The organism is Streptomyces sp. NPDC002835, assembly GCF_053591995.1.
On the sequence record NZ_JBSFUW010000006.1, the window covers coordinates 125125 to 152049 of the forward strand.

27 protein-coding genes are annotated in these 26925 nt (G+C 73.4%); 16 read left to right on the plus strand and 11 right to left on the minus strand.

The genetic code is table 11. The features are described 5' to 3' along the window. Positions 1-85 precede the first annotated feature (85 nt). Complete coding sequence (locus ACWD01_RS08925) at positions 86-1345, minus strand: TerD family protein (protein WP_451159601.1); 1260 nt, start codon at positions 1343-1345, stop codon at positions 86-88. 251 nt (positions 1346-1596) lie between these two features. Here ACWD01_RS08925 and ACWD01_RS08930 point away from each other — a divergent pair, with 251 nt between their 5' ends. From ACWD01_RS08930 to ACWD01_RS08940, 3 genes are all read left to right on the plus strand, one after another. Continuing rightward, positions 1597-2049: a DUF6643 family protein gene (locus ACWD01_RS08930; protein WP_451159603.1), complete on the plus strand. Its 453-nt coding sequence runs from the start codon at positions 1597-1599 to the stop codon at positions 2047-2049. Positions 2050-2376: 327 nt separating this feature from the next. Then, positions 2377-2985, plus strand: a complete 609-nt coding sequence (locus ACWD01_RS08935; RefSeq protein ID WP_451159605.1) for an Rv1733c family protein — start codon at positions 2377-2379, stop codon at positions 2983-2985. Positions 2986-3114: 129 nt separating this feature from the next. After that, positions 3115-5523: a right-handed parallel beta-helix repeat-containing protein gene (locus ACWD01_RS08940; protein WP_451159607.1), complete on the plus strand. Its 2409-nt coding sequence runs from the start codon at positions 3115-3117 to the stop codon at positions 5521-5523. Here ACWD01_RS08940 and ACWD01_RS08945 read toward each other — a convergent pair. Continuing rightward, complete coding sequence (locus ACWD01_RS08945) at positions 5493-7958, minus strand: hypothetical protein (RefSeq protein ID WP_451159609.1); 2466 nt, start codon at positions 7956-7958, stop codon at positions 5493-5495. The two genes, ACWD01_RS08940 and ACWD01_RS08945, sit on opposite strands and share 31 nt — an antisense overlap. 187 nt (positions 7959-8145) lie before the next feature. Here ACWD01_RS08945 and ACWD01_RS08950 point away from each other — a divergent pair, with 187 nt between their 5' ends. The 3 genes from ACWD01_RS08950 to ACWD01_RS08960 all read left to right on the plus strand — a co-directional run bounded on the left by ACWD01_RS08950 (position 8146) and on the right by ACWD01_RS08960 (position 10052). Further along, entirely contained in the window at positions 8146-9018 is an 873-nt protein-coding gene (locus ACWD01_RS08950; protein WP_451159611.1) for a DeoR/GlpR family DNA-binding transcription regulator, read from the plus strand. 7 nt (positions 9019-9025) lie between these two features. Beyond that, positions 9026-9499 (plus strand): SRPBCC family protein, encoded by a 474-nt coding sequence (locus ACWD01_RS08955; protein WP_451159613.1) that lies wholly within the window; start codon positions 9026-9028, stop codon positions 9497-9499. Positions 9500-9569: 70 nt separating this feature from the next. Continuing rightward, positions 9570-10052 carry an SRPBCC family protein gene (locus tag ACWD01_RS08960; protein ID WP_451159615.1) on the plus strand — a complete coding sequence of 161 codons (483 nt, stop codon included), beginning with the start codon at positions 9570-9572 and terminating at the stop codon, positions 10050-10052. A gap of 18 nt (positions 10053-10070) precedes the next feature. On the opposite strand, the gene ACWD01_RS08965 is transcribed toward ACWD01_RS08960, so the two are convergent. Further along, positions 10071-11207 carry a PLP-dependent cysteine synthase family protein gene (locus tag ACWD01_RS08965; RefSeq protein ID WP_451159617.1) on the minus strand — a complete coding sequence of 379 codons (1137 nt, stop codon included), beginning with the start codon at positions 11205-11207 and terminating at the stop codon, positions 10071-10073. A gap of 193 nt (positions 11208-11400) precedes the next feature. On the opposite strand from ACWD01_RS08965, the gene ACWD01_RS08970 reads away from it, so the two are divergent. Next, positions 11401-11724: a hypothetical protein gene (locus ACWD01_RS08970; protein WP_451159619.1), complete on the plus strand. Its 324-nt coding sequence runs from the start codon at positions 11401-11403 to the stop codon at positions 11722-11724. A 167-nt stretch (positions 11725-11891) separates the two neighbouring features. Next, complete coding sequence (locus tag ACWD01_RS08975) at positions 11892-12428, plus strand: ATP-binding protein (RefSeq protein WP_451159621.1); 537 nt, start codon at positions 11892-11894, stop codon at positions 12426-12428. A 49-nt stretch (positions 12429-12477) separates the two neighbouring features. Here ACWD01_RS08975 and ACWD01_RS08980 read toward each other — a convergent pair whose 3' ends face one another. Continuing rightward, positions 12478-12759, minus strand: a complete 282-nt coding sequence (locus tag ACWD01_RS08980; protein ID WP_451159623.1) for an SHOCT domain-containing protein — start codon at positions 12757-12759, stop codon at positions 12478-12480. A gap of 201 nt (positions 12760-12960) precedes the next feature. On the opposite strand from ACWD01_RS08980, the gene ACWD01_RS08985 reads away from it, so the two are divergent. Further along, the gene (locus ACWD01_RS08985; RefSeq protein WP_451159625.1) at positions 12961-13548 is read left to right on the plus strand and encodes a TetR/AcrR family transcriptional regulator; all 588 of its coding nucleotides are present in this window, start codon (positions 12961-12963) and stop codon (positions 13546-13548) included. 4 nt (positions 13549-13552) lie between these two features. Beyond that, a complete protein-coding gene (locus ACWD01_RS08990; RefSeq protein WP_451159627.1) occupies positions 13553-14134 on the plus strand; it encodes a DUF4865 family protein in 582 nt (193 codons plus the stop codon). Positions 14135-14153: 19 nt separating this feature from the next. On the opposite strand, the gene ACWD01_RS08995 is transcribed toward ACWD01_RS08990, so the two are convergent. Both ACWD01_RS08995 and ACWD01_RS09000 read right to left on the minus strand, forming a co-directional pair. Then, positions 14154-15002: a YhjD/YihY/BrkB family envelope integrity protein gene (locus ACWD01_RS08995; protein WP_451159629.1), complete on the minus strand. Its 849-nt coding sequence runs from the start codon at positions 15000-15002 to the stop codon at positions 14154-14156. 73 nt (positions 15003-15075) lie between these two features. Continuing rightward, a complete protein-coding gene (locus tag ACWD01_RS09000) occupies positions 15076-16290 on the minus strand; it encodes an ROK family protein (protein WP_451159631.1) in 1215 nt (404 codons plus the stop codon). 95 nt (positions 16291-16385) lie between these two features. Between ACWD01_RS09000 and ACWD01_RS09005 the strand changes: the two genes are divergently transcribed. From ACWD01_RS09005 to ACWD01_RS09015, 3 genes are all read left to right on the plus strand, one after another. Further along, the gene (locus ACWD01_RS09005; RefSeq protein WP_451159633.1) at positions 16386-17609 is read left to right on the plus strand and encodes an MFS transporter; all 1224 of its coding nucleotides are present in this window, start codon (positions 16386-16388) and stop codon (positions 17607-17609) included. 65 nt (positions 17610-17674) lie between these two features. Next, the gene (locus ACWD01_RS09010) at positions 17675-18019 is read left to right on the plus strand and encodes an SCO4225 family membrane protein (protein ID WP_451159635.1); all 345 of its coding nucleotides are present in this window, start codon (positions 17675-17677) and stop codon (positions 18017-18019) included. A gap of 255 nt (positions 18020-18274) precedes the next feature. Further along, entirely contained in the window at positions 18275-18553 is a 279-nt protein-coding gene (locus tag ACWD01_RS09015) for a DUF6332 family protein (RefSeq protein ID WP_451159637.1), read from the plus strand. Here the strand turns inward: ACWD01_RS09015 and ACWD01_RS09020 are convergent. From ACWD01_RS09020 to ACWD01_RS09030, 3 genes are all read right to left on the minus strand, one after another. Further along, positions 18514-19179 (minus strand): response regulator transcription factor, encoded by a 666-nt coding sequence (locus tag ACWD01_RS09020; protein ID WP_356898193.1) that lies wholly within the window; start codon positions 19177-19179, stop codon positions 18514-18516. The genes ACWD01_RS09015 and ACWD01_RS09020 overlap by 40 nt on opposite strands. After that, entirely contained in the window at positions 19176-20429 is a 1254-nt protein-coding gene (locus ACWD01_RS09025; RefSeq protein ID WP_451159639.1) for a sensor histidine kinase, read from the minus strand. The genes ACWD01_RS09020 and ACWD01_RS09025 overlap by 4 nt, the downstream gene beginning before the upstream one ends. 117 nt (positions 20430-20546) lie before the next feature. After that, entirely contained in the window at positions 20547-21278 is a 732-nt protein-coding gene (locus ACWD01_RS09030) for a TetR/AcrR family transcriptional regulator (protein ID WP_451159641.1), read from the minus strand. A 203-nt stretch (positions 21279-21481) separates the two neighbouring features. Between ACWD01_RS09030 and ACWD01_RS09035 the strand changes: the two genes are divergently transcribed. Continuing rightward, positions 21482-21931, plus strand: a complete 450-nt coding sequence (locus tag ACWD01_RS09035; RefSeq protein ID WP_451159643.1) for a nitroreductase family deazaflavin-dependent oxidoreductase — start codon at positions 21482-21484, stop codon at positions 21929-21931. 127 nt (positions 21932-22058) lie between these two features. On the opposite strand, the gene ACWD01_RS09040 is transcribed toward ACWD01_RS09035, so the two are convergent. Continuing rightward, a complete protein-coding gene (locus ACWD01_RS09040) occupies positions 22059-23303 on the minus strand; it encodes a geranylgeranyl reductase family protein (protein WP_451159645.1) in 1245 nt (414 codons plus the stop codon). A 147-nt stretch (positions 23304-23450) separates the two neighbouring features. Here ACWD01_RS09040 and ACWD01_RS09045 point away from each other — a divergent pair, with 147 nt between their 5' ends. Together ACWD01_RS09045 and ACWD01_RS09050 are read left to right on the plus strand one after the other, a co-directional pair. Then, positions 23451-24815: a M20/M25/M40 family metallo-hydrolase gene (locus ACWD01_RS09045; RefSeq protein WP_451159647.1), complete on the plus strand. Its 1365-nt coding sequence runs from the start codon at positions 23451-23453 to the stop codon at positions 24813-24815. Positions 24816-24945: 130 nt separating this feature from the next. Next, positions 24946-25644 carry an MBL fold metallo-hydrolase gene (locus tag ACWD01_RS09050; protein WP_451159649.1) on the plus strand — a complete coding sequence of 233 codons (699 nt, stop codon included), beginning with the start codon at positions 24946-24948 and terminating at the stop codon, positions 25642-25644. A gap of 65 nt (positions 25645-25709) precedes the next feature. Here ACWD01_RS09050 and ACWD01_RS09055 read toward each other — a convergent pair whose 3' ends face one another. Continuing rightward, the gene (locus ACWD01_RS09055) at positions 25710-26894 is read right to left on the minus strand and encodes an acyl-CoA dehydrogenase family protein (RefSeq protein ID WP_451159651.1); all 1185 of its coding nucleotides are present in this window, start codon (positions 26892-26894) and stop codon (positions 25710-25712) included. Positions 26895-26925 lie beyond the last annotated feature (31 nt).

The window sequence follows — 26925 nt, forward strand, 5'->3', positions numbered from 1 at the left end:
GCGAGGACGGCGGGGGCCGCCGGGGCGGCTGGCAGGCGCGGGCCACCGCGAGCGTGACCGCCCGGGTGTCACATACGCCCAGGCGTCACTTACGCCCGGGGGTCCAGTTCATGCCCCAGCCGTAGGCCTGGTCGACGGTGCGCTGCGGGCTGACACCGCGCTGCGGGACGAGGAAGCTGGCCTCGCGCTGCACGACGAGGTCGGAGCCGGTGTTGGTGATCAGTGCCAGGGCGCAGACCGTGGAGGGAACGGTGCACTCGCCGAGGGAGAAGTCGATCGCCGCGCCGTGCTGCGGCTGCAGGGTCACGGTCGCGTCGAGGTCGGCGAAGCTGCGGGCGCCTTCGTAGATGGTCACGAAGATGACGACGCGGCGGATGTGCTGCAGGTGGTCGAGGTTGACGGTGAGGTTCTCGCCCGGGGTGCCGCCCGTGCGGTCGTCCCCGTCGAGGTGGATGAACGGCGGCTGGTTCAGCGCGCCGAAGGCGTTGCCGAGGGCCTGCACCACGCCCTTGCGCCCGTCGGAGAGTTCGTACAGCGCGCACAGGTCGAGGTCGAGGTCGCCGTGCATGGCCACCGCGCGGCCCAGCTTGGCGCCCCAGCCCTGGAACTGCTTGCGCACCTGCCAGCTGAGGTTGACCCGCAGGGCGCCGGACGTGCCGCCCTGCTTGGCCAGGGAGACGGTGGGCGCCTCTTTGGTCAGCGTCACCTTGGTGAGGCGGACCGGCGTCGGCGGCGCGGCGGGCGGTGCCGCCGGCGGGGGCGGGGCGGCGGCCGGAGCCACCGGGGCCGCTGCCGGGGCGGGGGCCGCGGGCGCCTGCTGCGGTTCGTCGACCGAGATGCCGAAGTCGGTGGCGAGGCCCTCGAGTCCGGTCCCGTAGCCCTGGCCGACGGCGCGGAACTTCCAGGCACCCTGCCGCCGGTAGAGCTCACCGAGCACGAAGGCCGTCTCCACCGTGGCGTCCTGGCTGTCGTACCGGGCGATCTCGGCACCGGAGCCGGCGTCGAGCACCCTGATGTGCAGTCCGGGCACCTGCCCGAAGGTGTTCGCGTCGACGGAAGCCGCCAGCACGATCCGCTCGATCGCGCCCTCGACCCGTTCGAGGTCGACCGCGACGACGTCGGTCACGGCGCCGTCCGCCGTCCGCTTGCCTTCGTGCCGGACCGCCCCGGAGGCGTGCGACGGCTGGTTGTAGAAGACGAAGTCGCTGTCGGAGCGGACCTTCCCCGCCGCCAGCAGGAGGGCCGACGCGTCGACGTCCGGCACCCCCGGTCCGGAGCGCCAGCCGAGCTCCACGCGGACGCTCCGCGCGGATACCGGAGTGTTCGCTCCCTTAAGCATGGACATGCTCGCCCCCATCGAGGTTCGGTGCGACCGGAAGTTCATTCATCGTCAACCTATTCCGCATTCATCCCCCGCGGAGGGGCCGACCCGTGGGTAACCCCCTCCCAGCTTGCCCTTTACACGATCATGAGACGTCACGAGGCCCGATTTCATCAAGTTCGCTCACATTAGTGAACCGTGACCACTCACAGCTGCTGAAACAACCCTCTTATCGGACTCCCCATCCAGCACATCGTGGGCTTAACTTATGTGCCATGACCTCCCCCCGCGCCACTTACGGCGGCGGTTACTACTCCGCGCCGGCGTTTCCCGACACCCCGATCTACGACTCCCTGGTCGCGGAGCGGGGCACGCCTCAGATCGCCCCGATCCGAGTGCCCGCCGCATACGACACCGGCAACAGCTATCTGCCGGCGCTCCCCGCGGCCCTCCCCGCCCTCCCGGCGGCTCCGTCCGCCCAGTCGTACGGTTATCCGCAGCCGATGCAGCATCAGCCAATGCCGCTGCAGCAGGCGCCGGCACCGTACATCCCGCAGCAGCCGGCCCCTCCCCGGGGCTACCCCGGACCGCAGCAGTACCAGTCCCAGCCGCAGCGCCCGGCGCCCGCCGGGTACGAGGCCATGCGGCCGGCGGCGGCGCGCCCCGCTCCGGCTCCGGCCCCCTACGAGGACCCGTACAACCGCCCGTACCAGGGGCGGGGGTACTGAGCCGCGACGACCACCGATGACGGCGGCCCGTCCGGAGAGTGCTCCGGCGCGGAGGTACGGACCGGCCGCCGCCCCACCCGTACAACTTTCCGGCCGCGCGCCGTCCTGAGCGCTCGCGGCTGAACGCTTCCGCCCGTCCCGTACGCGCAACGGCGTGCCCACCCGTCGGAGAAGTTCCCCCGACACGAGGGAACCCACCGTGGTGGCAGGCTCGTTGGACAGTGCGCGGAGACGGCTCGCAGGGGTGACGCTCCTCCCTCTTCGCGGCATTCGTGGCTGCGCGTCCCGAACCGGGCGGCCACAGAAGCGGGAAGGGGGTTCGGTCACGTGCGGGCAGCGGTCGGCATCTGGCGCTGGCGCCGCAACCCCCTGCGGCGTGCGACGGATCTCCACGAGGCATGGCTCGCGCTCGCGGCCGCCCTGCTCATCGTCCTGACCGCCCCGGTCGCCGGCTGGGTCGCCGGCGCGCTGGCCGAGGAGTCGCTGCGCCAGGCGATCCGGGTCCAGCGGATGCAGCGCCATGTCACGACGGCCACGGTCCTCGGCCCGGTGACACGGCCCCGGCCCGCCGCCTTCGACCCGGAGACCGTCGCGGCGGACGAACGGCGCACCGTGGTCAGGGCGAAGTGGACCGCCCCCGACGGCAGTCGGCACACCGGCAACCTCCCGGCCCCCCTGCCCGCGCCGCGCCCCGGCGACACCTTCCGCGTGTGGACGGACAGTTCCGGCCGAAGTGTGCCCCGCCCGATGGACCCCGCCACCGCCCAGGTGCATGCCGCGCTCGCCGGCGTCGGCGCCGCAGTGGTCTGGGGTCTGCTCCTCGAATGCGCCAGGAGGCTGGCCCTGTGGCGGCTCGTGCGCCGCAGACACGCGGACCTGGACCGGGCCTGGGCCGCCGTGGGTCCGGACTGGGGGCGGGCCGGGGCCGGAAGCTGACCTGCCACGTCCCGTCAACTCGCGCACGCCTCGCGCGCTACGGTGGTGCGACCCCGTTCGGGGTTCGGGACGCGTCCCCCTCAGAGGCGCGGCGTTGTACGGATCACGAGGTGGGGGCAGAGCAGCACGATGGCACAGGGCACGGTCCAGGTGACGCACACCGGTACCTCGCGGTGGCGGCGCCGCACAGGCGAGTACCCCTCACTCGCCGCTGCCCTGGAGGCCGCCGGTGACGGCGACGTCCTCACCGTGGCCCCCGGCACGTACCGCGAGAATCTCGTCGTCCGGCGCGCCGTCACGCTGCGCGGTCCCGAGGGCTCGGCCGGCTCGGTGCGCATCGCGCCCGCCGACGGAGTGCCACTGACCGTGCGCGCCTCCGCCACCGTGCGGGACCTCCATGTGGAGGGCCAGGACACGGCCGCTCCGGCGCTGCTCGTCGAGGACGGCACCCCTGAGCTGATGGACCTGCGGATCGTCACCCGCTCCGCGGTCGGCCTCGAGGTGCGCGGCGCCGCCCGGCCCACGGTCCGCCGCTGCACGATCGACAATCCGGCGGGCGTCGGCATCGGCGTACTGGACGGCGCGGGCGGTGTGTTCGAGGAGTGCGAGGTGGTGTGCGCCGGTCAGTCCGGCGTGTCGGTGCACTCGGGGGCGCATCCGCGGCTCGAGCACTGCCGGGTGCACCACGCCTCCGGCGCGGGCCTGAGCGTGACCGGCGAGGGCAGCGGCCTGGAGGCGATCGGCTGCGAGGTGTACGAGATCAAGGGCACGGGCGTCCAGATCGCGTCCCGCGCCGGCGCCCATCTGACCGACTCGTCCGTGCACCGCACCACGGCCGACGGTGTCACGCTCGACACCGACGCGGTCCTCACGCTCTCCGACTGCGACATCCACGACATCCCGGAGAACGCGATCGATCTGCGGTCCCGCTCCGTCCTGACCCTCACCCGCTCCACGGTGCGCCGCTTCGGCCGCAACGGCCTGTCGGTGTGGGACCCGGGGACCCGGGTGGACGCCAACCAGTGCGAGATCCACGACAGTACGGGCGACTACCCGGCGGTCTGGGTCAGCGACGGCGCGACGGCCGTCCTCGACTCCTGCCGGGTCCACGACGTGCCCGACGCGCTCTTCGTGCTGGACCGCGGTTCGCGGGTCGACGTCGTCGACAGCGACCTGTCGCAGGTCCGCAACACCGCGGTCTCGGTGAGCGACGGCGCCACGGCGCAGCTCGACGACTGCCGTATCCGCGAGGTCTCCACCGGCGCCTGGTTCCGCGACCACGGCAGCGGCGGCACCCTCAACGGCTGCACCGTGGACGGCGCGCAGACCGGTGTGATCGTCACCAAGGGCGCCGACCCGCTGATCGAGCGCTGCACGGTCACCTCGCCGGCCGAGGCCGGTTTCTATGTGTCGGCAGAGGGCCGTGGCACCTTCCGCGGCTGCCGGGTCACGGGCAGCGGCGGCTACGGCTTCCACGTGATGGACGGCTGCCGTACGGCGCTGAGCAACTGCCGCACCGAGCGGTGCGCCCGCGGCGGTTACGAGCTGGGCGAGGAGGACGGCCCGGTCGTGGAGGACTGCACCAGCGACGAGAGCGGGGTCCCGCGGCCCGGCGCGGAGCCGGCCACGGCCACCTTGACGGCGACCCGGACCGCCACCCCCGGGCTGCTGACCGCCATCCCCGTGCAGAGCCCGGCCGCGCCGCCCGTCCCCGAGAGCGAGCCGGCCCGCGACTCCGTGGCGGTCCTCGGCGAACTGGACGCCCTGGTGGGCCTGGACAGCGTCAAGCGCGAGGTCCGCACCCTCACCAACATGATCGAGGTCGGCCGGCGGCGCCAGGAGGCCGGGCTGAAGGCGGCCTCCGTCCGCCGCCACCTGGTCTTCACCGGCTCCCCCGGCACCGGCAAGACGACGGTCGCCCGGCTGTACGGCGAGATCCTCGCCTCCCTCGGTGTGCTGGAGCGCGGGCACCTGGTCGAGGTCTCCCGGGTGGACCTGGTCGGCGAGCACATCGGCTCCACCGCGATCCGCACCCAGGAGGCGTTCGACCGGGCGCGCGGCGGGGTGCTCTTCATCGACGAGGCGTACGCCCTGTCACCCGAGGACTCCGGCCGGGACTTCGGCAAGGAGGCCATCGACACCCTGGTGAAGCTGATGGAGGACCACCGGGAGTCCGTGGTCGTCATCGTCGCCGGCTACACGGCGGAGATGGAGCGCTTCCTCGCCGTCAACCCCGGTGTTGCCTCCCGCTTCTCACGGACCATCACCTTCAGCGACTACGAGCCGGAGGAACTGCTGCGGATCGTCGAGCAGCAGGCGGAGGACCACGAGTACCGGCTCGCCCCGGGCACCGGCGAGGCGCTGCTGAAGTACTTCACGGCCCTGCCCAAGGGGCCCGCCTTCGGCAACGGCCGTACCGCGCGCCAGACGTTCGAGTCGATGGTGGAGCGGCACGCGGGGCGGGTCGCCGCGCTCGCGGAGATGAGCACCGACGACCTGACCCTGCTCTACGCCGACGACCTGCCCGAACTGCCCTGAGTCTGCCGGGGCACGACCGGCACGAGCCGGTCGAGCAGCGCCGCCCGTTCCTCGGCGAACATCGGGTCGGCCTGGTAGTCGGAGTGTCCGAGGATCGGCTCGGGCAGCGGATGGCGCTCCGAACGCCCGTAGACGACGGGGTCCTTGAGGGCCGCGCGGTCGACGTCCGTCGGGTCCTCGCAGACGGCGCCGGGGTGCGCCTGCTCGCAGGCGGCGCCCGGGTGCGGGTCCTCACGGCCGGCAGCGGTGTGGACGTCCTCGCCGGCGATCAGCATCGGTCCGCCGATCGGGTCGGTGTGCCGCCACAGGTTGCGCCAGCAGTCGAGCTCTGTACTGAGTCCGAGGAGCGCCTTCGGTCCGAAGTACGCGGGGAACCACCGCCCGTAGAGCCGCTCCAGCGGCGATCCGTACGTCAGGAGCGCCACCCGCCGCCGGGTGGCCATCGGCAGCTGCCACACGGCGGCCGCGGCGAGCACGCTGCCCTGCGAGTGGCCGGAGATCACCAGCCGGCCGCCGGTCCGCGCGGTCCAGGTGCACATCCGCCAGGTCAGATCGGGAACGGCCCGCTCGGCGTAGCAGGGCGGCGCGAAGGGGTGCGCGGCACGCGGCCAGAAGGTGCCCACGTCCCACAGGATGCCGATGGTGCGCCGGGCGGAGGCGTCGCGGTAGGCGCGGCGGCCCATGGTCACGAACAGTATGAAGCCGAAGCCGACCAGCCAGGACCCAAGCGCCTGCGCGGCGCGGGCCGCCGGTTCGGCGATGCCGCCGTCCGCGAAGGAGCGGCCCGGCACCTCACCGGTGAGCCAGGCGCCGCAGAGGGCCCCGGCGCCCAGCAGCAGCGTCGCGCCGGAGACGACGCCGGCCATCAGCGGTGCGACGTCGGTGAGCGCGGCGCGGGCGCGGGTGTTCGCGATCCGGCGGGTGCGCACCGCGTCGCGGCGGCCCTCGCCGGGGCTGCCGTCGAAGTACTCCGCCTCGACCCTCGGCGCGAGCCGGCGGGCGGCGAGCCAGGTGCGGACGAGGAGCAGCAGTGCGGGGACCAGCAGCACCACCAGCAGCACCGGAATGACGGACGCCTGCCAGCTCAGCAGCACCGGCGGCCCGGGGATGGCGCCCTCGCCGTCCATCCCCGGAGTGCCCGGCCCGTCGATCCAGTCCGCGACCCGCTGCGCCACCCCGCCGGTCATCACCCCGCCGAGGGCGCAGGCGAGCATGGCGACGGCCGGCCCGCCGAGCCCGTGCAGCACGGTCCGCGGATGGCGCGCCCTGCGGTGCAGGAGCCAGGCGGCGACGGCGAGCGCGACGACGAGCCCGCCCTGGGCCAGGACGATGACACGGAAGGCGACTTCGCCCGGCAGGGTGGCGCTCGACGCCCAGCCGGGGCGCGACCAGGAGGCGTAGAGCAGCGACAGGGCGAGCAGCACCAGGCCCGCGCCCGGCAGAGCGCGGACGGCGGCCCGGTCCAGTCGGGCGTCGACGCGCCGCTCGCTGCGTCCCCGGTGGCAGACCACCCACAGCACGGCGACCGCGCCGACGACGAGCGCGCCCTCCAGCAGCACGCCGCAGATCTTCAGCAGCGTGTGCTGCGCGGCGCGGTCGTGGCGGGCGGCGGCTCCGGCGACCGCGGCGGCGACGGTGAGCAGCCCGGCGGCCGTGTGGGCGGCGCGCAGCCGGGCGACGAGCCGTCGGCCGTACCAGAAGCCGGGCCGGCCCAGCGCGGGCCGCACGGCCGGCGCCACCGCCTCTCCGTGCGCGACGTCGCCCTCGTCGTCCTCGTCCGTCTCCGGGTCGCTCGACACGTCTCCGGTCGGCGGGCGCTGTGACTCGTACGCGCTCCAGGTGCGGTTGGACAGGTACCAGAGCAGCCCCACCAGCGCGGCGGGCACCACGGCGGCGAGCGCCAGGCGGCGTCCCGGCTGTGACCACCAGCCGCCCTGCGCGGCGGACATGAAGCCCAGCCAGGACCGGTCGCCGCCGCACGCGGCCGACCCGGCGCACTGCCAGGCCAGCAGGTCGAGCGCGACCTCGCAGGCGGCGGCCGTCAGCAGCACGGTCAGGCTCAGGGCGACCAGGCGCACCAGCACCCCGTAGAGCCGGGTGGTCCGCCGCATCCCGGCGGCCCGGGGCCTCATCCAGTGCGCCAGGTTGACGACCATGAACGGGAGCAGCAGCAGCCACAGCGCTCGGGCGCCGTTGCCGGAGGTGAGGTTGGACCAGCAGTACGCCTCGGGGATGGGCCGGTCCCGGTACGCGGCGGGGTCGTCCTCCGCCTGCGCGTCGTCGGTGCGGCGGTACACGGCGGCCTTGTCGTCGCCGGTCATCCGCACCGTACGGGGATCGCCGAGCATGTCCTGCGGGGTGGCGCCGCCGACGCCGTGGACGAGCAGCTCGAGTGCGGGTCCGCCGCTGTGCGGGGCCCGGGTCGCAGGGGACACTGCGGTGACTTCCTCTCTCGGCAACGATGGCGACAGAATCGCGGATCGAGGCAGCTCGCCGCACCGCTCTCACGGAATCTCCCCGAGCCCGGGGGGCAATACGCGTGCGAGGATGAGAAGCCTTGGCCACGCTCCGGCGGACGGCGTGGCCGGCATCCGACACGAACGGGAAGGACCGGCCCCGGCGGTGAGCGACAACCAGAACCTCCTCGCGGAGCAGCGGCGTGCTCTGATCCTCGACGAGGTGCGCAGGCGCGGCGGGGTGCGGGTCAACGAACTCACCCGCAGGCTCAGCGTCTCCGACATGACGGTGCGCCGGGACCTTGACGCCCTGGCGCGGCAGGGCGTCGTCGAGAAGGTGCACGGCGGTGCGGTGCCGGTGGCCGAGCCGAGCACGCACGAGCCGGGGTTCGAGGCGAAGTCGGCGCTCGAGCTGCGCGCGAAGGAGGACATCGCGCGGGCCGCGGCGCGGCTGGTGGCGCCGGGCAGCGCGATCGCCCTGTCGGGCGGCACGACGACGTACGCGCTGGCGCACCATCTGCTGGAGGTGCCTGAGCTGACGGTCGTCACCAACTCGGTGCGGGTGGCCGACGTGTTCCACTCGGCGCAGCAGTCCGGCACGACGAACGGCCGGCGTCCCGGGGCCGCGACGGTGGTGCTCACGGGCGGCGTGCGGACGCCGTCGGACTCGCTGGTGGGGCCGGTGGCGGACCGGGCGATCCGCTCGCTCCACTTCGACATGCTCTTCCTCGGGGTGCACGGCATCTCGGTGGAGGCGGGCCTGTCCACACCGAATCTGGCGGAGGCGGAGACGAACCGCCGTCTGGTGCGGGCGGCGCGCCGCGTGGTGGTGGTCGCGGACCACACCAAGTGGGGGACGGTGGGCCTGAGTTCTTTCGCCGACCTCGCGGACGTGGACACCCTGGTGACCGACGCCGGGCTGCCGGCCGCGGCGCGGGAGGAGATCGCGGAGCATCTGCCCGGGCTCGTGGTGGCGGGCGAGCCGGACGGGGACGACGCCCCGCGGCCCGCCGAGCGGTACGACGGCCGGGAAGGCTGAGCCGGGCGTGGCCGTGTTCCGTCTCGGCCGGACGACGGGGCTGACCGCCCGCGAGTGCTGGCTGCGGGTCACCGACTGGCCGGCGCACGCCGCGCAGATGCCCTTGACGGCCGTCGAGACGGTGAGCGGGCCGGCCACCGGTGTGGGCGCCGTGTTCGTCGTGCGCAGTGCGCTCGGCCGCCTCGGTTTCGACGACCCGATGGAGGTCGTCGACTGGCGGCCGCCGTCGCCCGGCCGGCCGGGCCGCTGCCGCCTGGAGAAACGCGGCAGGGTGATCACCGGCTGGGCCGAGATCGAGGTGCACGCGACGGACTCGGGCTCTGTGGTGCTGTGGGTGGAGGAGCTGCGGTTCCCGCTGCTGCCGTCGGCGCTGGACCCCCTGGTGGCGCGGGTGGGCCGACGGGTGTTCGGCCGGGCGCTCGACGGCATCCTTGGCGGCGGAAACGGGGGAAGCAGTACGGGAGTTGCCCGCGGGGGCTGAGGGGGCGGACATCGGACCGTGCCGCGGCTAGGGTGTGCGGTCCCCCCTTCGCCGCTGGAGGTACCCCCCCATGGCACGTCAACTCCGTTCGGTCGGCCTGGAGTTCGTGGAGAGCGCGCCCCTGCGCCTGGTGTTCTCCGCACAGCTCTCCGCGTCACCGGAGGCGCTGTACGCGGCGCTCGCCGACGATGTCGCCGGCTGGCCGGACTGGTTCACCGCGGTGACCGCCGCCCGGCCCGTGGACGACGGCGCGGGCCGTGAGATCAGGCTGAAGGGCGGCACGGTGTTCACGGAGACGGTGCTCGCCAGGGAGCCCGACTCCCGCTACGCGTACCGCGTCGACCAGACCAACGCACCCGGCCTGCGGGCCCTGTTGGAGGAGTGGCGGATCACCCCGACGGCGCACGGCGCGCGGCTGCGGTGGACGTTCGCGGCCGACGGTCCCGCGCCGCTGCGGATCGCGCTGCGGATCGGCCGCCCGGGACTCGGCCGCGCCTTCCGGGACGCCGTGCGCAATCTGGACCGCCGGCTGGCCCACTCCCCCGGCGCCTGACCGGCCCGGCGGCGGCCGTCAGCAGCTCCAGACGCCCTGGGCGAGGAACCGCTCGATCACCAGCGCGTACGGCCGGACGTCCAGCCCCTGCTCGGCGAGCCAGGCGTCGGAGTAGTACTTGTCGAGGTAGCGGTCGCCCGGGTCGCAGATCAGGGTGACGACGCTGCCCCTCTCCTCCGCGGCCACCATCTCCGAGACGATCTTCAGCGCGCTCCACAGTCCGGTGCCGGTGGAGCCGCCCGCCTTGCGCCCGATGGCGCCCTCCAGGGCCCGTACGGCGGCGATGCTGGCGGCGTCGGGGACCTTCATCATCCGGTCGATGGCGCCCGGCACGAAGCTGGGCTCCATCCGGGGCCGGCCGATGCCCTCGATCCGCGAGCCGCAGTCGCTGCTCGCCCCTGGGTCGCCGTGCGTCCAGCCGTCGAAGAAGCAGGAGTTCTCCGGGTCGGGGACGCAGATGCGCGTGTCGTGCTGCATGTAGTGCACATAGCGGGCGATGGTCGCCGAGGTGCCGCCGGTGCCGGCCGTGGCGACGATCCAGGCGGGCTCCGGGTACCGCTCGAGACGCAGCTGTTGGTAGATGGACTCGGCGATGTTGTTGTTGCCGCGCCAGTCGGTGGCGCGCTCCGCATAGGTGAACTGGTCCATGTAGTGCCCGCCGGTCCGCTCGGCGAGCGCGGCGGACTCCTCGTACATCTTCCGGGAGTCGTCGACGAAGTGGCACCGCCCGCCGTGGAACTCGATCAGCCGGATCTTCTCCGCGCTGGTGGTGCGCGGCATGACGGCGACGAAGGGCACTCCGATCAGCTTGGCGAAGTACGCCTCGGAGACGGCGGTCGAGCCGCTGGACGCCTCGATGACCGGCCTGCCGGGCCTGATCCAGCCGTTGCAGAGCGCGTACAGGAACAGGGAGCGGGCGAGGCGGTGTTTGAGGCTGCCGGTGGGGTGGGTGGACTCGTCCTTGAGGTAGAGGTCGATGCCCCACTCCTCGGGCAGCGGGAAGCGCAGCAGATGGGTGTCGGCGGAGCGGTTGGCGTCCGCCTGGACCTTGCGTACGGCCTCTTTGAGCCAGGCCCGGTACCGCGGGTCGCTGCGGTCGACGTCGACGGTCGCGGCCGCCCTGCCCGGTGCCGGCTGCTGCGCCGTGCTGTTCATCGCGTCGCCCTTCGTCTGCGGCCGACTGCTGCGGCCGTTCCGTACCACTGGCAACAGTAAGCCCCTCACCTGCGCAAACGATTGCTTTGGGGATCCATAGGAGTCGCTTGTGGCCGGGCGGCGGCGGGCGTACTGGTGTCGGCGGCGCGAGTTGTGCACACTTCAGAGGAGTCACTGCGAAGGGGGCGGACAGATGGCCGTGGCAGAACCGGAGTTCAGCGCCACCGGAGTGCGGATCGAGCGCTGGCCCCGCTCGCTCACCCGGGCCGGACAGGTGCTGATCAAGGACGGCAGACTGGCGCTGATGACCAGTTACGGCAAGGTGATCGAGAGCGCCCCGGTGCGCGCGGTCAGCGCCGGACGGCCGTGGTTCGCCGGCGACGACAGCACCGTGGCGACACTGAACGGCAAGCGGTACCGCCTGACGATGGGGCAGCGCAGCAGGCGGGCGGACGCCCGCGTCCTGGCGGGGCGTTTCCTGGAAGCGGTGCGCGGGGCGGGCGGCTCCGAGCGCTGAGCCGCCCGGTTGCGGCCCTGTGGGCGATGGTTCACGCTGATACCACCTTACTCAGGGTGCACCGGCGGTCACGCTGTGATCCGGCCCCGCCGGTCAGATCAGCAGGTCGGCCGACCGCTGGATCGCAATTCTCGTCTTCTTCCGGACTATTTCGGGGAGTCGCAGCCGTGATCAGCCAGCCCAGCAGGCACTGCACGGTGGAGCTCCAGGCCCTGCCGTCGCGGATCGGTCAGGTCCGCAGAATCATCTCGGCGCAACTGCGCTACTGGCATCTCGATCCTCTGATCGACCAGGCCGCGCTCGGCGTCACCGAGTTGCTGACCAATGTCCTCCGGCACGCACAGCCGGACAAGACGTGCACCGTGGACGTCGAGCTGCTGCTCGACCGGCTCACGGTCTCCGTCCACGACCACGACCCCCGGCTCCCGGCCGTACGCGACGCCGGCACGGCCGCCACCTCCGGGCGCGGTCTCGCGCTGGTGGCGGCCATGAGCGAGAGCTGGGGCGCGAAGCCGCAGGGCGACACGGGCAAGGTCGTCTGGTTCACCCTCCCGGCCTCGTCCCCCGCCGTTGCCCTGCCGGAGTACCCGGCGGTGTACGGGGCGACGACCATCGGCCCGTTCGCCGGGGCGCCGAAGACGGAGGTCGTGCCGGCCGTGCCGACGACGGAGACCACCGGCGCCCGGTCGGCCGTCGCCGGCTGACCGGGGGGCGGGGCCCATGTCCTGGGTGTCGCCGTAGACCTTCACGGGGTCATGCCGCGGCGTCCTTGGTGAAGGGGCCGAACTGCTCGTCCAGGACGGACAGTCGCCGCCAGTACTCCTCCTCGTCGATCTCGCCCGCCGCGAAGCGGCGCCCCAGGACGGCGATCGGCGAGCTCTCGGCGACCGGCCGGCCGCCCTGCCGGCGGGCGGGGCACGAGCGCCAGATACCGGTACGGCGCAGGACGGTGACGACCCCGACGACGACGGCCGCCCAGATCAGCGGGAAGAACGGGATCCACGGGCCGGGCCCGTCGTGGGCGAGTGTGTTCATCTCGGTTCAGCTCCTCGGTGGCATCGGTACTGCGTTGTGCTGCTCCACTGCCTTGCTGCTCCGAGACTCCCGCCGGCAGGGGGTCCGCGTCGTCGTACGGCCAGCGGCAGTGCGGGTACCTCCCGGGGAGTACGCGGGGCGTCCACGGCTGCTGCGGGACGCCGCCGCGCGTCTGTACCTACTGGTATGTACAGTGGAGTCATGAGCACTCCGGAGCGACTGGTCGAGGCCACCCGCGAGCTGCTGTGGGAGCGCGGTTACGTGGGCACCAGCCCCCGGGCGATCCAGCAGCGCGCGAGCGCGGGCCAGGGCAGCATGTACCACCACTTCGCCGGGAAGCCCGACCTCGCGCTGGCCGCCGTCCGGCGCACGGCCGAGGAACTGCGGGCGTCGGCCGAGGCGTCGCTCGACGGGCCGGGCACGGCGTACGAGCGGATCGCCGGCTATCTGCTGCGCGAGCGGGACGTGCTGCGGGGCTGCCCCGTCGGCCGGCTGACCATGGACCCGGAGGTCGTCTCCGACGACCGGCTGCGCGCCCCGGTGGACGAGACGCTCGGCTGGCTGCGCGGCCGGCTGGCCGGGATCGTCGAGCAGGGCCGGGAACGGGGCGAGCTGCGCGGGACGCTCGTACCGGGCGACGTCGCCGCGACGATCGTCGCCACCCTCCAGGGTGGCTATGTGCTGGCCCGCGCGTCGGGCTCGACGGCCGCCTTCGACGCGGCCGTCAGGGGGCTGCTCGCACTGCTCGACCCGTCGACCGGGCCGTCCACCGACCGCAGGAGCCGATGACCTGATGCACGCGATGCAGTACGAGATCACCCTGCCCGCCGACTACGACATGGGCGTCATCCGCGAGCGGGTCGCCACCCGCGGACATCTGCTCGACGCCTTCCCCGGCCTCGGCCTCAAGGCCTATCTGATGCGGGAGCGGGGCGCGCACTCGCCCGTCAACCAGTACGCGCCGCTGTATCTGTGGTCGGCGCCCGAGGGCATGAACAGCTTCCTGTGGGGGCCGGGCTTCCAGGGGATCGTGGACGACTTCGGGCGGCCGGAAGTGCAGCACTGGACAGGACTGGCGTACCACGAGGGTCCGTCCGCGTCCGCCTCCGCGCGCACCGCCGTCCGGCGCCGGCAGCGCGTCCCCGCCGGCGTACGGCCGGGCCCGGTCGTCGAGGAGGCGCTGGCGGAGGTGCGGCGGCTCGCGGCGCTCGACGGCGTGGTCTGCGCGGCGCTCGCCGTCGATCCGCGCCACTGGGAGCTGCTGTACGCCACGCTGTGGGAGCACGACTCCCCGGGAGTGCCGGGCGACCGCTACCAGGTGCTGCACCTGTCGCAGCCGGAGCGCGCCGCGCTGCGCCGGGGCCGGCACTGGTGAGCGGCCGTCACATCCGGTGTCAGCGCTCCGGCGGCGGCCGCTCCTCCCGGCCCGCCAGCCGGCGCTCGGTCCACACCTCGTGGGCGACGCGCCCGGCGATCGCCCCGCCGTAGACGACCACGCCGACCCCGACGAGCCAGGACTGGACGACCAGCACCGTGCCGAAGGGGCCGTAGGTCACCGCGCTCGAGGCGATCAGCGGGGAGAAGACGAGCTGGGAGAAGACCCGTAGCCCGAGCAGGGAGATCGCCGTCGCCAGGGCGCCCGGCAGCAGGGCCCACCAGCGGACCCGGCCGCAGAGCAGCAGCCGCTGCGAGGTCCAGAAGAAGAGGATCGTGCCGGCCAGGTCTCCCACCGCGCCCACCACGGACGACACCACGGAATCGCCGGGCAGCGGGGTGCTCACGAAGACCAGGAGGTAGACGATCAGCATCCCGAGCCACACGACGTGCCGCCACATCGTGTGCCAGCGGGCGGCCGGGAGGTCCCAGATCCGCTCGTAGGCGGTCTGCACGGCGGAGCCGAAGGTGAGTCCGAAGACGACGAGCGCGGCGAGACCGAAGGCGGTGGTGCGCTGCAGCGCCTGGCCCGGCATGCCGAACAGCCGCTCGACCTCGTCCTGCGAGGACTCCGCGAGGCCGAGCGCCTGGCTCATCCAGCGGGCGAACCCCTGCCCACTGCCCGGGTCGGCGGCCGCGACGACGATGAGCAGCGGCACCAGCGTCACGAACCCGAGGGCGGCGAAGCCCATGGCCCGGTGCATCAGCTCCAGGTCACGGCCGTGGCCCCAGCCCACCCCGACGGGCGACTGCGCCACCCGGCGCCACAGGCGCAGGAGACGGTGCCGGCGGCCGGACTCGTTGCTCACATCTCGTGGCCTACCCGGAAGCGCCCGCGGCGCGCCCGTGATGCCCCCGGACGGGTGGTGCGGGGCCCTGAGTTCAGGCGAGCGCGCCGAGGGGGTCGTCGAGGACCGGCTGCCAGGCGAGCTCGGCCGCGCCGACCAGGCTGTTGTAGTCGAGGGTGCACGCCAGGATGGGGACGCCCCCGCTGCGGCCCCACAGGCTGCGGTCGGCGACCACGGCCCGCAGCCGGTCCGGGGCGGCGTCGAGCAGTTCGCGGTGGAGGCCGCCCAGGATGATGCGGTCCGGGTTCAGGATGTTGACGAGCCCGGCGAGCCCGAGGCCGAGGCGGTCGACGAGTTCCTCCGCCGCGCCCCGCACGTCGGGGTCGTCGTGCTCCTCGCGGAGCAGGTCTCTGGCGCGCTGGAGCAGGGACACCTCGGGGCCGGGGGCCCGGCCGGCGGCCGTCAGGAAGGCGAGCGGGTCGGTCTCGACGTCGAGGCAGCCGCGGCTGCCGCAGTGGCAGGGGCGTCCCTCGGGGTTGACCGTGAGGTGGCCGACTTCGAGGGCGAGACCGGAACTCCCGCTGTGCAGGCGCCCGTCGAGGACGAGCGCCCCGCCGACGCCGCGGTGTCCGGTGGCGACGCACAGCAGGTGCTGGGCGCCCCGGCCGGCGCCGTGGCGGTGCTCGGCGAGCGCGGCGAGGTTGACGTCGTTGCCGGCGAAGGCGGGGCCGGTGATCCCGGCCGTGCTCACCCGCTCGGCGAAGATGTCGCGTACCGGCGCCCCGGCCGGCCAGGCCAGGTGCAGCGGGTTGAGCGCGGTGCCCTCGGGTTCCGCGACGGCGGAGGGGACGGCGAGGCCGGCGCCCGCGCAGCGGCGGCCACTGCGGCGCAGCAGTTCCGCGCCCGCGTCGACGACCTCGCCGAGCACCTGGGCGGGGTCGGCCTGGACGGTGACGCAGCCCGGCGCGGTGGCCACGATCCGGCCGCCGAGGCCGACGAGCGCGGCGCGGAAGCCGTCGGCGTGGACCTGGGCGGCGAGGACGACGGGGCCGGTGTCGTCGACGGAGAGCCGGTGGGAGGGGCGGCCCTGGGAGCCGGCGGCCGCGCCGGGGCGGGAGTCGACGCGGATCAGTCCGAGGGCTTCCAGTTCCGCGGCGACCGCTCCCGCGGTGGCGCGGGTGACGCCGAGTTCGGCCGTCAGTACGGCACGCGTGGGCGCACGCCCGGTGTGAACCAGTTCCAGGGCGGGGCCGAGCGCACTGCGGCCCCTCTCCAGTCTCGTCCGGGTGGTCGTCGCCTTGCCGTTCATGGAGGCGAGTCTCCCATGATCCCGGAGGTCCGAGCGCTGCCGGGCGGGGATCCGGCCGTCTTGGAAGAACGGGCCGGAGCCTCTATTCTGAGTTTGTGCCGCTACTAAACAAACTCGCCCCGACCGTACCGGGTGCACCGGACGAAGATCCCGCCGCCGGCTCCCTGTCCCGCCTCCGCATCGCGCTCACCGTCTTCTTCGCCCTCGACGGCTTCCTCTTCGCCGGCTGGGTCGTCCGCATCCCCGCCATCAAGCAGCAGACCGGCTCCTCGGCGAGCGACCTCGGCCTCGCGCTGCTCGGGGTGTCGGCCGGGGCCGTGGTCACCATGACGCTCACCGGACGGCTCTGCCGCCGCTTCGGCAGCCACCCGGTCACCGTGGCCAGTGCCGTGCTGCTCGCACTGAGCATGGCACTGCCGCCGCTGACGCACTCTGCGTCGGCCCTCGGTCTGGTCCTGCTCGTCTTCGGCGCCGCGTACGGCAGCATCAACGTCGCGATGAACAGCGCCGCCGTCGACCTGGTGAGCGCCCTGCGACGGCCCGTCATGCCCGCGTTCCACGCGGCCTTCAGCCTCGGCGGAATGCTCGGCGCGGGACTCGGCGGCCTGGTCGCGGGCGGCCTCTCCCCCACTGCCCACCTGCTGGCCCTGACCGGCATCGGCCTCCTGGTCACCGCGGTGGCCGGGCCCGTACTGCTTCGCCACCACGTCCCGGCGGCCCGCACCGGCGACGCCGCCGCGGCGCCGCGCCGTCTGAAGGGCCGCACGCGCAGGCTCGTGCTGCTCTTCGGCGTGATCGCGCTGTGCACCGCGTACGGCGAGGGCGCGATGGCCGACTGGAGCGCGCTGCACCTGGAGCAGGACCTGCACGCCCACCCGGGGCTCGCCGCCGCCGGCTACTCGCTGTTCGCGCTCACGATGACCGCCGGCCGGCTCAGCGGAACGCTGCTGCTGGAGCGGCTGGGCCAGACCCGCACCCTCGTCCTCGGCGGGGCGACCGCGGCGGCGGGCATGCTGCTCGGCGCGCTCGCACCCTCGGTGTGGGCCGCGCTGGCCGGCTTCGCCGTCGCGGGGCTGGGCCTGGCGAACATCTTCCCCGTGGCGGTCGGGCGCGCGGGCGAACTCGCCGGCCCCGGCGGCGTCGCCGCCGCGTCCACCCTCGGCTACGGCGGCATGCTGCTCGGCCCGCCGGCGATCGGGTTCCTCGCCGAGTGGTTCTCGCTGCCCGTGGCCCTGACCACGGTCGCGGCGCTGGCCGGCGGCGCCGCGGTGATCGCGTACGCCGCACGGGGAGCCGCCGCCCCCAGGGCGGTTGAGTAGCCGTACTCAGGCGCCGCCGCGCCGGGCGTCGCAGCATGGAACCACCACGAACCAGGGGAGAGGCCATGCGCGCACGACTGACCGCGCTCGCACGACTGACGTTCGGCAACCGGCCGGCCCAGGTGTATCTGGCGCTGGTCGCCGCCGCGGCCGTCTTCGTCGCGATCGACACCACGTTCGTCCACCACGAGGACGCGTCGCTCGCGGGGGTCTGGCTGCTGCTGCTCGCCGCGCCGACGATCTTCGGCTTCATGTTCCTCGGCACGCTGTTCGGTGACTCGTTCGCCGAGTCCGCCGCCTTCCTGTACCCGGCGCTCGTCCTGTCGGTGCTGCTCCAGGCCCTCGCGCTCGGGCTGTTCACCCGGCTGCTGACCGGCCACGGACACGGCGCCCGGCCGCACAGGGCCTGAATGTCCTCGGGTACGGCGGCGCACCGACTGGGAGTCGAGCGGGACGGCGGAGCGGCTGTGTCCGACGCTCTGGAACCGGCTGCCGCCGACGGCCGTGTCCGTTACCGGGGACGCCGGCCGGCGCGGCTGTGGCGGGAGCGGTCGGGGCATCACCTGGCTGTGGCGCGCGTGGCGGGGCCGGGGCGTGGCCGTCACCAGGAGCCGTCGCCATCAGGGCACTTGCCGGTCGGGCCGCGGGCTTGTGACACTTCCTCCATGGGGCAGCTACGCACGCAGGCCGACCGGGACGCCGTGACGATCGAGATCGGCTATGCGCTGCTCAGCGCGGCGGTGGCCGGGGCGCTGGTCTTCGGGGCGGTCGCCGGACCCACGTTCATGTTCACGATGGGGTACGCCGTCGAGCGCGGCCTGCTCGTCGCGGGCGCCGCGGCGGGCGTGCTCGTCTTCGTCGTGCGGGTCGTGACCGTGTTGTGGCGGTTCGGGCGCCGGGCCGCTCAGCCCAGCCAGCCGGGCCGCACGAGCCCCGACTCGTAGGCCAGGACGACCAGTTGCGCCCGGTCGCGGGCGCCGAGCTTCACCATGGTGCGGCTGACGTGCGTCTTGGCGGTGAGCGGGCTGACGACCAGCCGCCGGGCGATCTCCTCGTTGGACAGGCCGATGCCGACCAGGGCCATCACCTCCCGTTCCCGTTCCGTCAGTTCCCCGAGCCCCTCGGCCTGCGCGGGGCCCTTGGAGCGGGCCGCGAACTCGGCGATCAGACGGCGTGTCACACCGGGCGAGAGCAGCGCGTCGCCCTCGACGACCGCCCTTACCGCGCGCAGCAGTTCGTCCGGTTCGGTGTCCTTCACCAGGAACCCGGAGGCACCGGAGCGGATGGCCTCGAAGACGTACTCGTCCAGCTCGAACGTGGTCAGCATGACCACCTTCACGTCCGCCAGGCGCTCGTCCCCGGTGATCCGGCGGGTGGCGGCCAGACCGTCGAGAACCGGCATCCTGATGTCCATCAGGACCACGTCCGGGCGCAGTTCGCCGACCAGGCGCACCGCCTCCTCGCCGTCGGACGCCTCCCCCGCGACCTCGATGTCGTGCTGGGCCGAGAGCAGGGCCCGGAAGCCTGCCCTGACCAGCATCTGATCGTCGGCGAGCACTACGCGGATCACTTGTTCTCCTCTGTCCGCACGGGCAGTTCGGCCAGCACCCGGAATCCGCCGTCCGGCCGGGGGCCCGCCTCGATGGTGCCACCCAGCGCACCGGCCCGCTCCCGCATGCCCGCCAGCCCGTTGCCGCTGCCGCCGGCGTCCGAGCCGGTCGCCGGTCCGTCGTCGTCGATCCGGAGGGCGAGCTTGCCGGGCGTGTACGTGATGCGCACGCGCGCGGTGCGCGAGCCGGAATGCCGTACGACGTTGGTGAGCGCCTCCTGGACGATCCGGAAGGCGGCCAGGTCGGCGCCGGGCGGGAGTGGCGCCGCCTCTCCGACCGTCTCGACGTCGACGGTGAGGCCGGTGCTCGCGGCCTGTTCGACCAGCTCCGGGAGGCGGTCCAGGCCGGGGGCCGGGGCGCGGGGCGCGGCGCCGGGGGCACGCAGGGTGTCGAGGACCTGCCGCACCTCGCCCAGCGCCTCCTTGCTCGCCGCCTTGATGGTGGTCAGGGCCGTGCGTGCCTGTTCCGGGTCGGAGTCGAGCAGCGCGAGGCCGACGCCCGCCTGGACGTTGATGACGGAGATCGAGTGGGCGAGGACGTCGTGGAGTTCACGGGCGATGCGCAGCCGTTCTTCGTCCGCGCGGCGCTTCGCGGCCGCGGCCCGCGCGGCGCGCTCGCGGGCCCAGACCTCCCGCCGCACCCGTACCAGCTCGGACGCCGCGACGATCGCGATCACCCAGGCCGTGACGAACACTTCCTGGCCCCAGGGCGCGGCCTGGTCACCGGGCGGCGGCAGATACGCGTACAGCCAGTGCGCGATCAGCAGGTGCGCCGCCCAGAGCAGCCCGACGGCCCACCAGGCGGCGCGCCGGTGGCCCGCGACGATGGCGGCGAACACGGCGACCGCGGCGGTGAGGAACACCGGCCCGTACGGATAGCCGGCGGCGAAGTACCCGAGTGTGACGGCGCAGACGCCGAAGACGGTGGCCACCGGGTACTTCTTGCGCAGCAGGAGCAGCGCCGGTCCCGCGAGCAGCAGTACGCGGGCGAGGGCGTCGAGTGGTTCGCGGACGTCCTGCTGGTTCTCGGCGGCGACGCTCGTGCCGACCATGACGAAGACGGCGAGGGCCAGCGTCGACAGCCACGGGATGCGCGCGCTGTCCTGCTGGTCCGCGAGGCGGCGCAGCCACGGCGGCCCGCCCCTCGGCCTGTGCGGTCCGCCTCTTGACCGGGGCGGACCGCCGCAGGTGCCGGTGCGCTGCTGTTCCATGCGGCCCACGCTAGACCGGCGCGGTGGCCCCGGGCGTCAGCCGGGCGTGGCGGTCGCGCGTACTCCCGGGGGAGTACGGAGGTCTCCTGTGGTGCAGGCCGGGGCGCGGGCGCTGCGTCAGGAGCCGGCGCCGCTGCCGCGGGACGTGCCGGCGGCCTCGGGCCGCAGGCCCACCTCGAGGGCGAGGCGGGTGGCGGCGTGCTCGAAGAAGGCGTCCCGGTCCTCGACGACGTGGTGGAAGTGGCCGAAGAGCTCGAACGAGATCGTGCCGAAGACCTGCGACCAGGCGGCGACCATCGCGGCGGCGACGGACGGCGGCAGGTCCGGGGCGAAGTCGGCGGCCATGCGCTCCGCTTCGGGGCGCAGCCGGTCCGGCAGTGGCGGGAGCGCGAGCCCGTTCGTGCGGTGGGCGTCCCGGATGACGGCGATCAGCGCGAGAGCGACGCGGGAGGCCGGGGCGACGGTGTCCTTGGGCGCGGTGTAGCCGGGCACGGGCGAGCCGTAGATGAGGGCGTACTCGTGCGGGTGGGCGAGGGCCCAGGCCCGTACGGCCGAGCAGACGGCGGTCCAGCGGGCGCAGTGGCCGGCGGACGGCGGGGTCGCGGCCAGGGCGGACTCGGCGGCGGTGCCGACCGCGTCGTAGGCGTCGACGATGAGGGCGGTCAGCAGGTCGTCGCGGCTGGGGAAGTAGCGGTAGAGGGCGGAGGACACCATGCCCAGTTCGCGGGCGACGGCGCGGAGCGACAGTTTTGCCGCGCCTTCGGCGGCGAGCTGCTCGCGGGCCTCGTTCTTGATGGCTGCGGTGATCTCGGTGCGGGCCCGTTCCCTGGCCCCTCGGATGGTGCTCATGGTGGAGAAGTCTTTCACGTTTCGGAGCACTGACCAATAACGAGAGCACTGCTCTTGATTTGGAGTGGCAGCGCGTGCACACTGATGTCGAGCGAGAGCAGTGCTCTCAGAACGAAGCGCCGGTCACATATCAGAGCACTCGAACGGACCCGGCAAAGATCAGTCCACGGCAGTCGCAGCACACAGCAGCCAGGAGCCAGGCCATGTCGCAGCCGCACTACATCAAGCCCAACCGGTTCGACTCGATCCTGAACGCGACGGTCGGCTGGCTCGCCCGTCGCGGCATCAGCCTCATGGGCACAGCGGAGCTCTCCGTACGCGGCCGCACCAGCGGCGAATGGCGGCGTATCCCCGTCAACCCGCTGCCCTACGACGGCGGCCCGTATCTGATCTCCGCCAGGGGCCACTCCCAGTGGGTCCGCAACCTCCGCGCCGCGGGAGGCGGTCAGCTCCAGGTCGGCCGCAGAACACAGCCGTTCACGGCCGTGGAACTGCCCGACGAGGAGAAGCCCGTGCTGCTGCGCCGCTACCTGGAGCGCTGGGGCTGGGAGGTCGGCCGGTTCTTCGGCGACGTCGACGCCGAGTCCACGGACGAGGAGCTGCTGGCGGCCGCCCACAAGCACCCCGTCTTCCGGATCACCGTGGGCGGATGACAAGCGAAACGGCAAGGAGAAGCGCCGCACCCGTGGCCACGCACCGCCGCACCGCACGCACCGCCGCCGCCCCGGAGCGCGTGAGGGGGCCGGGCGCCGCGCCCCGAGGCGGCGCCCGGCCGGCGCGTCACGGCGCGGGCTGTGACGCCCGCTTGTCCAGTACGTCCAGCGCCCGCCGCGCCAGCCCGTGCGTACGCACCACGCCCGCCAGCGTCGTCGCCCCTCGGGTGATGTCGGCGAAGGCCTTCCAGGCCGGCCGGAACCCGGTGATGACGGCGTGCAGCAGCCCCGGCCGCCGCTCGAAGACGGCGAGCATCCGCCGCCCGACGGCCATCTCGACCCCGAGCCCCGACTTCACGGCGAAGGCGTAGTTCAGCGCCTGTCTGCGCGCGTCGACGGCGTCATGGGCCTCAGCGATCCGGACCGCCCACTCCCCCGCGAGCCGTCCCGAGCGCAGCGCGAAGGAGATGCCCTCCCTGGTCCACGGTTCCAGCAGCCCCGCCGCGTCGCCGCACACCAGCACCCGGCCGCGCGACAGCGGCGAGTCGTCGCTGCGGCAACGCGTGAGATGGCCGGAGGAGACCTCGGGCTCGAAGCCGGCGAGCCCGAGCCGGGCGATGAAGTCCTCCAGATACCGCTTGGTCGCGGCGCCCTCGCCGCGGGCGGAGATCACACCGACCGTCAGCGTCTCCCCCTTGGGGAACACCCAGCCGTAACTGCCGGGCATGGGGCCCCAGTCGATGAGCACCCGGCCCGCCCAGTCCTCCGCGACGGTCGCCGGGACGGGGATCTCCGCCTCCAGCCCGAGGTCCACCTGGTCGAGCTTCACCCCGACATGGGCTCCCATCCGGCCGGCACTGCCGTCCGCGCCGACGACCGCACGGGTCAGGATCGTCTCGCCGTCCGACAGCACCACGGCGACCGTGCGCCGGTCCGGCACCGCCGGTCCGTGCTGCTCCACCCGGGACACGGACGCTCCGGTGCGCAGCACGGCGCCCGCCTTCTGCGCCTGCTCGACGAGACCGGCGTCGAACTCCGGGCGGTTGATGAGTCCGAAGAGCATCCGCTTGGAGCGGCGGGTGCGCGCCAGCTTGCCGTTGAGCGAGAAGGTCACGGCGTGCACCCGGTCGCGCAGCGGTAGTTCGAAACCCGGCGGCAGACTGTCGCGCGACGGTCCGATGATTCCCCCGCCGCAGGTCTTGTACCGGGGCAGTTCGGCCTTCTCCAGCAGCAGTACCCTGCGGCCGGTCACCGCCGCCGCGTACGCGGCCGACGCCCCCGCGGGGCCCCCGCCGACCACGACGACGTCCCACACGGGATCATCAAGCTCATTTGCCGCCTCTGCTCCGGTGGCATCGTTCTCGCTGCTCACGATGTACTTCTGCTCCCGATCCGACCTGTGGCCATGGCTCTCGACGGCATCCTACGGCGCGGTCGCCCACCACCCGTTGTGGGAGGATCGACCACACATTTCGCCGTACACACATCGCACAACGCCGTGCCCCCGAGGAGCGTGCCCATGACCGCCGTACCGATCGCAGAGACCGTCGCTTCGCTGATGCCCCGCGCCGAGGCGGAGCTCAGGGAACTGGTGGCGTTCAGGTCGGTCGCGGATCCCGCGCAGTTCCCGAAGAGCGAGTGCGAGGCCGCCGCCGCGTGGGTGGTGGACGCGCTGAGCGCGGAGGGCTTCACGGACGTGGCCCTCCTGGACACCCCCGACGGCACCCAGTCCGTCTACGGCTTCCTCCCCGGCCCGGCCGGCGCCCCGACCGTGCTGTTGTACGCGCACTACGACGTGCAGCCGCCGCTCGACACGGCGGCCTGGGTCTCGCCGCCGTTCGAGTTGACGGAGCGCGACGGCCGCTGGTACGGACGCGGGGCCGCGGACTGCAAGGGCGGCTTCATCATGCATCTGCTCGCGCTGCGCGCCCTCAAGGCCGACGGCGGTGTGCCGGTGAACATCAAGGTGATCGTGGAGGGTTCGGAGGAGCAGGGCACGGGCGGCCTGGAGCAGTACGCGGAGGCCCACCCCGAACTGCTGGCCGCGGACGCCGTCGTCATCGGCGACACGGGCAACTTCCGTGCCGGCCTGCCGACGGTCACGGCGAGCCTGCGCGGGATGACGCTGGTGCGGGTGCAGATCGACACCCTGGAGGGGAACCTGCACTCCGGGCAGTTCGGCGGGGCGGCCCCCGACGCGCTCGCCGCGCTCGTGCGTGTACTTGACTCGCTGCGCGCCGAGGACGGTTCGACGACCGTGGACGGGCTGGCGGCGGACGCGACGTGGGAGGGGCTCGCGTACCCGGAGGAGGACTTCCGCAAGGACGCCAGAGTCCTCGACGGTGTGGAGCTGATCGGCGAGGGCTCGGTCGCGGACCGCATCTGGGCCCGGCCGGCCGTCACCGTGCTGGGCATCGACTGCCCGCCGGTGGTCGGCGCGACCCCGTCCGTGCACGCGTCCGCGCGGGCCCTGCTCAGCCTGCGGGTCCCGCCGGGCCAGGACGCGGCGGAGGCGCACAAGCTGCTCGCCGCGCACCTGGAGGCGCACACGCCGTGGGGCGCGCGGGTGGCGGTGGAACAGGTCGGCCAGGGCCAGGCGTTCCGGGCGGACATCACCAGCCCCGCGTACACGTCGATGGCCGAGGCGATGCGCGTGGCGTACCCGGGCGAGGAGATGCAGTCCGCCGGCATGGGCGGCTCGATCCCGCTGTGCAACACGCTCGCGGCGCTGTACCCGCGGGCCGAGATCCTGCTGATCGGGCTGAGCGACCCGGAGGCGCAGATCCACGCGGTGAACGAGAGCGTGTCGCCCGAGGAGCTGGAGCGGATGTCCGTGGCCGAGGCGCTGTTCCTGGTCAACTACGCGGCGTCCCGGCGCGCCTGAGCCCTCCGCGCCCGGGATCTGTCCGGGGCCTCCGCCGTCGCGACCGTACGGGTCCGCCGCATCGTTCCGTCGTGTCTGCCGAGAGCAGAGAGCCGTGTGGCGGACCCGCGCGCCGTCGTAGGTTCGCCGCATGGATCTCGTGCGGGTGACACCCCGATTGCACATGCTCCGCTTCCCGATCGGCCAGGCGTACATGTGGAGCGACGGCGGTGAGCTGACGCTCGTCGACGCCGGGCACGCGGACGCCGCGCCGCTGATGGAGCAGGCGCTGACTGACGCCGGGCTCCACCTGGCCCGGTTGCGCCGGATCGTGCTGACCCACTGCCATCGCGACCATGTCGGAGCGGCCGGTGAGCTGGCCCGGCGGTACGGCGCCGAGGTGCTGGCGCACCGCCTGGACGCCCCGGTGATCAGAGGCGAACGGCCGGTCCCCGAGCCCGTGCTGCTGGACTGGGAGATCCCGTTGTACGAGCACGGGCTGACCGTGCCGCCCGCGCCGCCCACCCGTGTGGACCGTGAGGTGGAGGACGGCGACGTCCTGGACTTCGGCGGAGGTGCTCTGGTGGTTCACTCGCCCGGTCACACGGACGGGTCGATCGGTCTCCATCTGCCGGAACACGGCGTGCTGTTCACCGGTGACTGCGTCGCCGGCGTCGGAGAGGTGATGCTCGGGGTGTTCAACGTCGACCGGGCTGCTGCCGAGGCCTCGATGCGCCGCCTGGCGGCGCTCGCGCCGCCAACGGTCTGCTTCGGACACGGCGACCCGCTCACCGACGGCGCCGCCGCGGCTCTCACCGGCGCGGCGCCCCCGACCGCGCCCGGCGGCTGAGGTGCCGCCCCCCGGCCGAAAACCGTCAACGGGTGGCGGCGCCCACGGGTGCGCGGTGCGGCGCGTCACTCCGCCGTGGCGGGCAGGACGGTGAGGCCGCCCCGGTCGTCCTTGTCGAACGACCGGCTGATCACCAGACGCTGGATCTGGTTGGTGCCCTCGAAGATCTGCATGACCTTGGCCTCGCGCATGTAGCGCTCGACGGGAAAGTCACGGGTGTAACCGGCGCCGCCGAGAACCTGGACCGCGTCGGTGGTGACCTTCATGGCGTTGTCGGTGGCGACCAGCTTGGCCACGGATGCCTCCGACCCGAAGGGCAGCCCCTGGTCCTTCAGCCGCGCAGCTGCGAGGGTGGTGGCACGGCTCGACCCGGTCGCGGCGGCCATGTCGGCCAGGACGAAGGCCAGGCCCTGGTGCTCGATGATGGGCTTGCCGAAGGTCTCCCGCTCATGGGCGTAGCGGACGGCGTGGTCCAGCGCTCCCTGAGAGAGACCGGTGGCCACCGCGGCGATGCCCAGCCGCCCGGAGTCGAGTGCGGCCAGGGCGATCCGCAGTCCCTGGCCCTCGGCGCCGAGCCGGTGGTCCACGGGGATCCGCACGTCCTGAAGGCGCATCGTGGCGGTGGCCGAGCCGGTCAGGCCCATCTTGCGCTCGGGCGGCTCGGCGACCAGGCCGGGAGTGCCTGCGGGGACGAGGAAGCAGGAGATCCCGCGCGACCGGTCGTCGGAGGTGCGGGCCATGACGGTGTAGAAGTCGGCGTGTCCGCCGTGAGTGGTCCACGCCTTCGTGCCGTTGAGCACGTAGTGGTCGGCGTCGCGCACGGCCCTGGTCCGCATGGCGGCGGGGTCGGAGCCGGCGTGTGGTTCGGACAGGCAGTAGGCACCGAGCAGTTCCCCGCCCAGCATGTCCGGCAGCCACCGCTGCTTCTGCTCCTCGGTGCCGAAGGCGGCGAGGGCGTAGCAGGACAGGGCGTGTACCGAGACTCCGACTCCGATGCTGGACCACACCGCCGCGATCTCCTCGAGGACCTGCAGGTAGACCTCGTAGCCCTGGCCGCCACCGCCGTACTCCTCGGGGTAGGGCAGACCGAGCAGGCCGGCGCGGCCCAGGGTGCGGAAGATCTCGCGGGGGAACGCCTCCTGTGCCTCGGCCTCGGCGGCGTGGGGTGCGAGCACCTTTGCTGCCAGTTCCCGGGTGAGTCCGATCAGGTCGGCAGCTTCCTGGGTGGGCAGGGTGCGAGTGGCGGGCATGGCAATCTCCGCGGCGCGCGAGTGATGATAC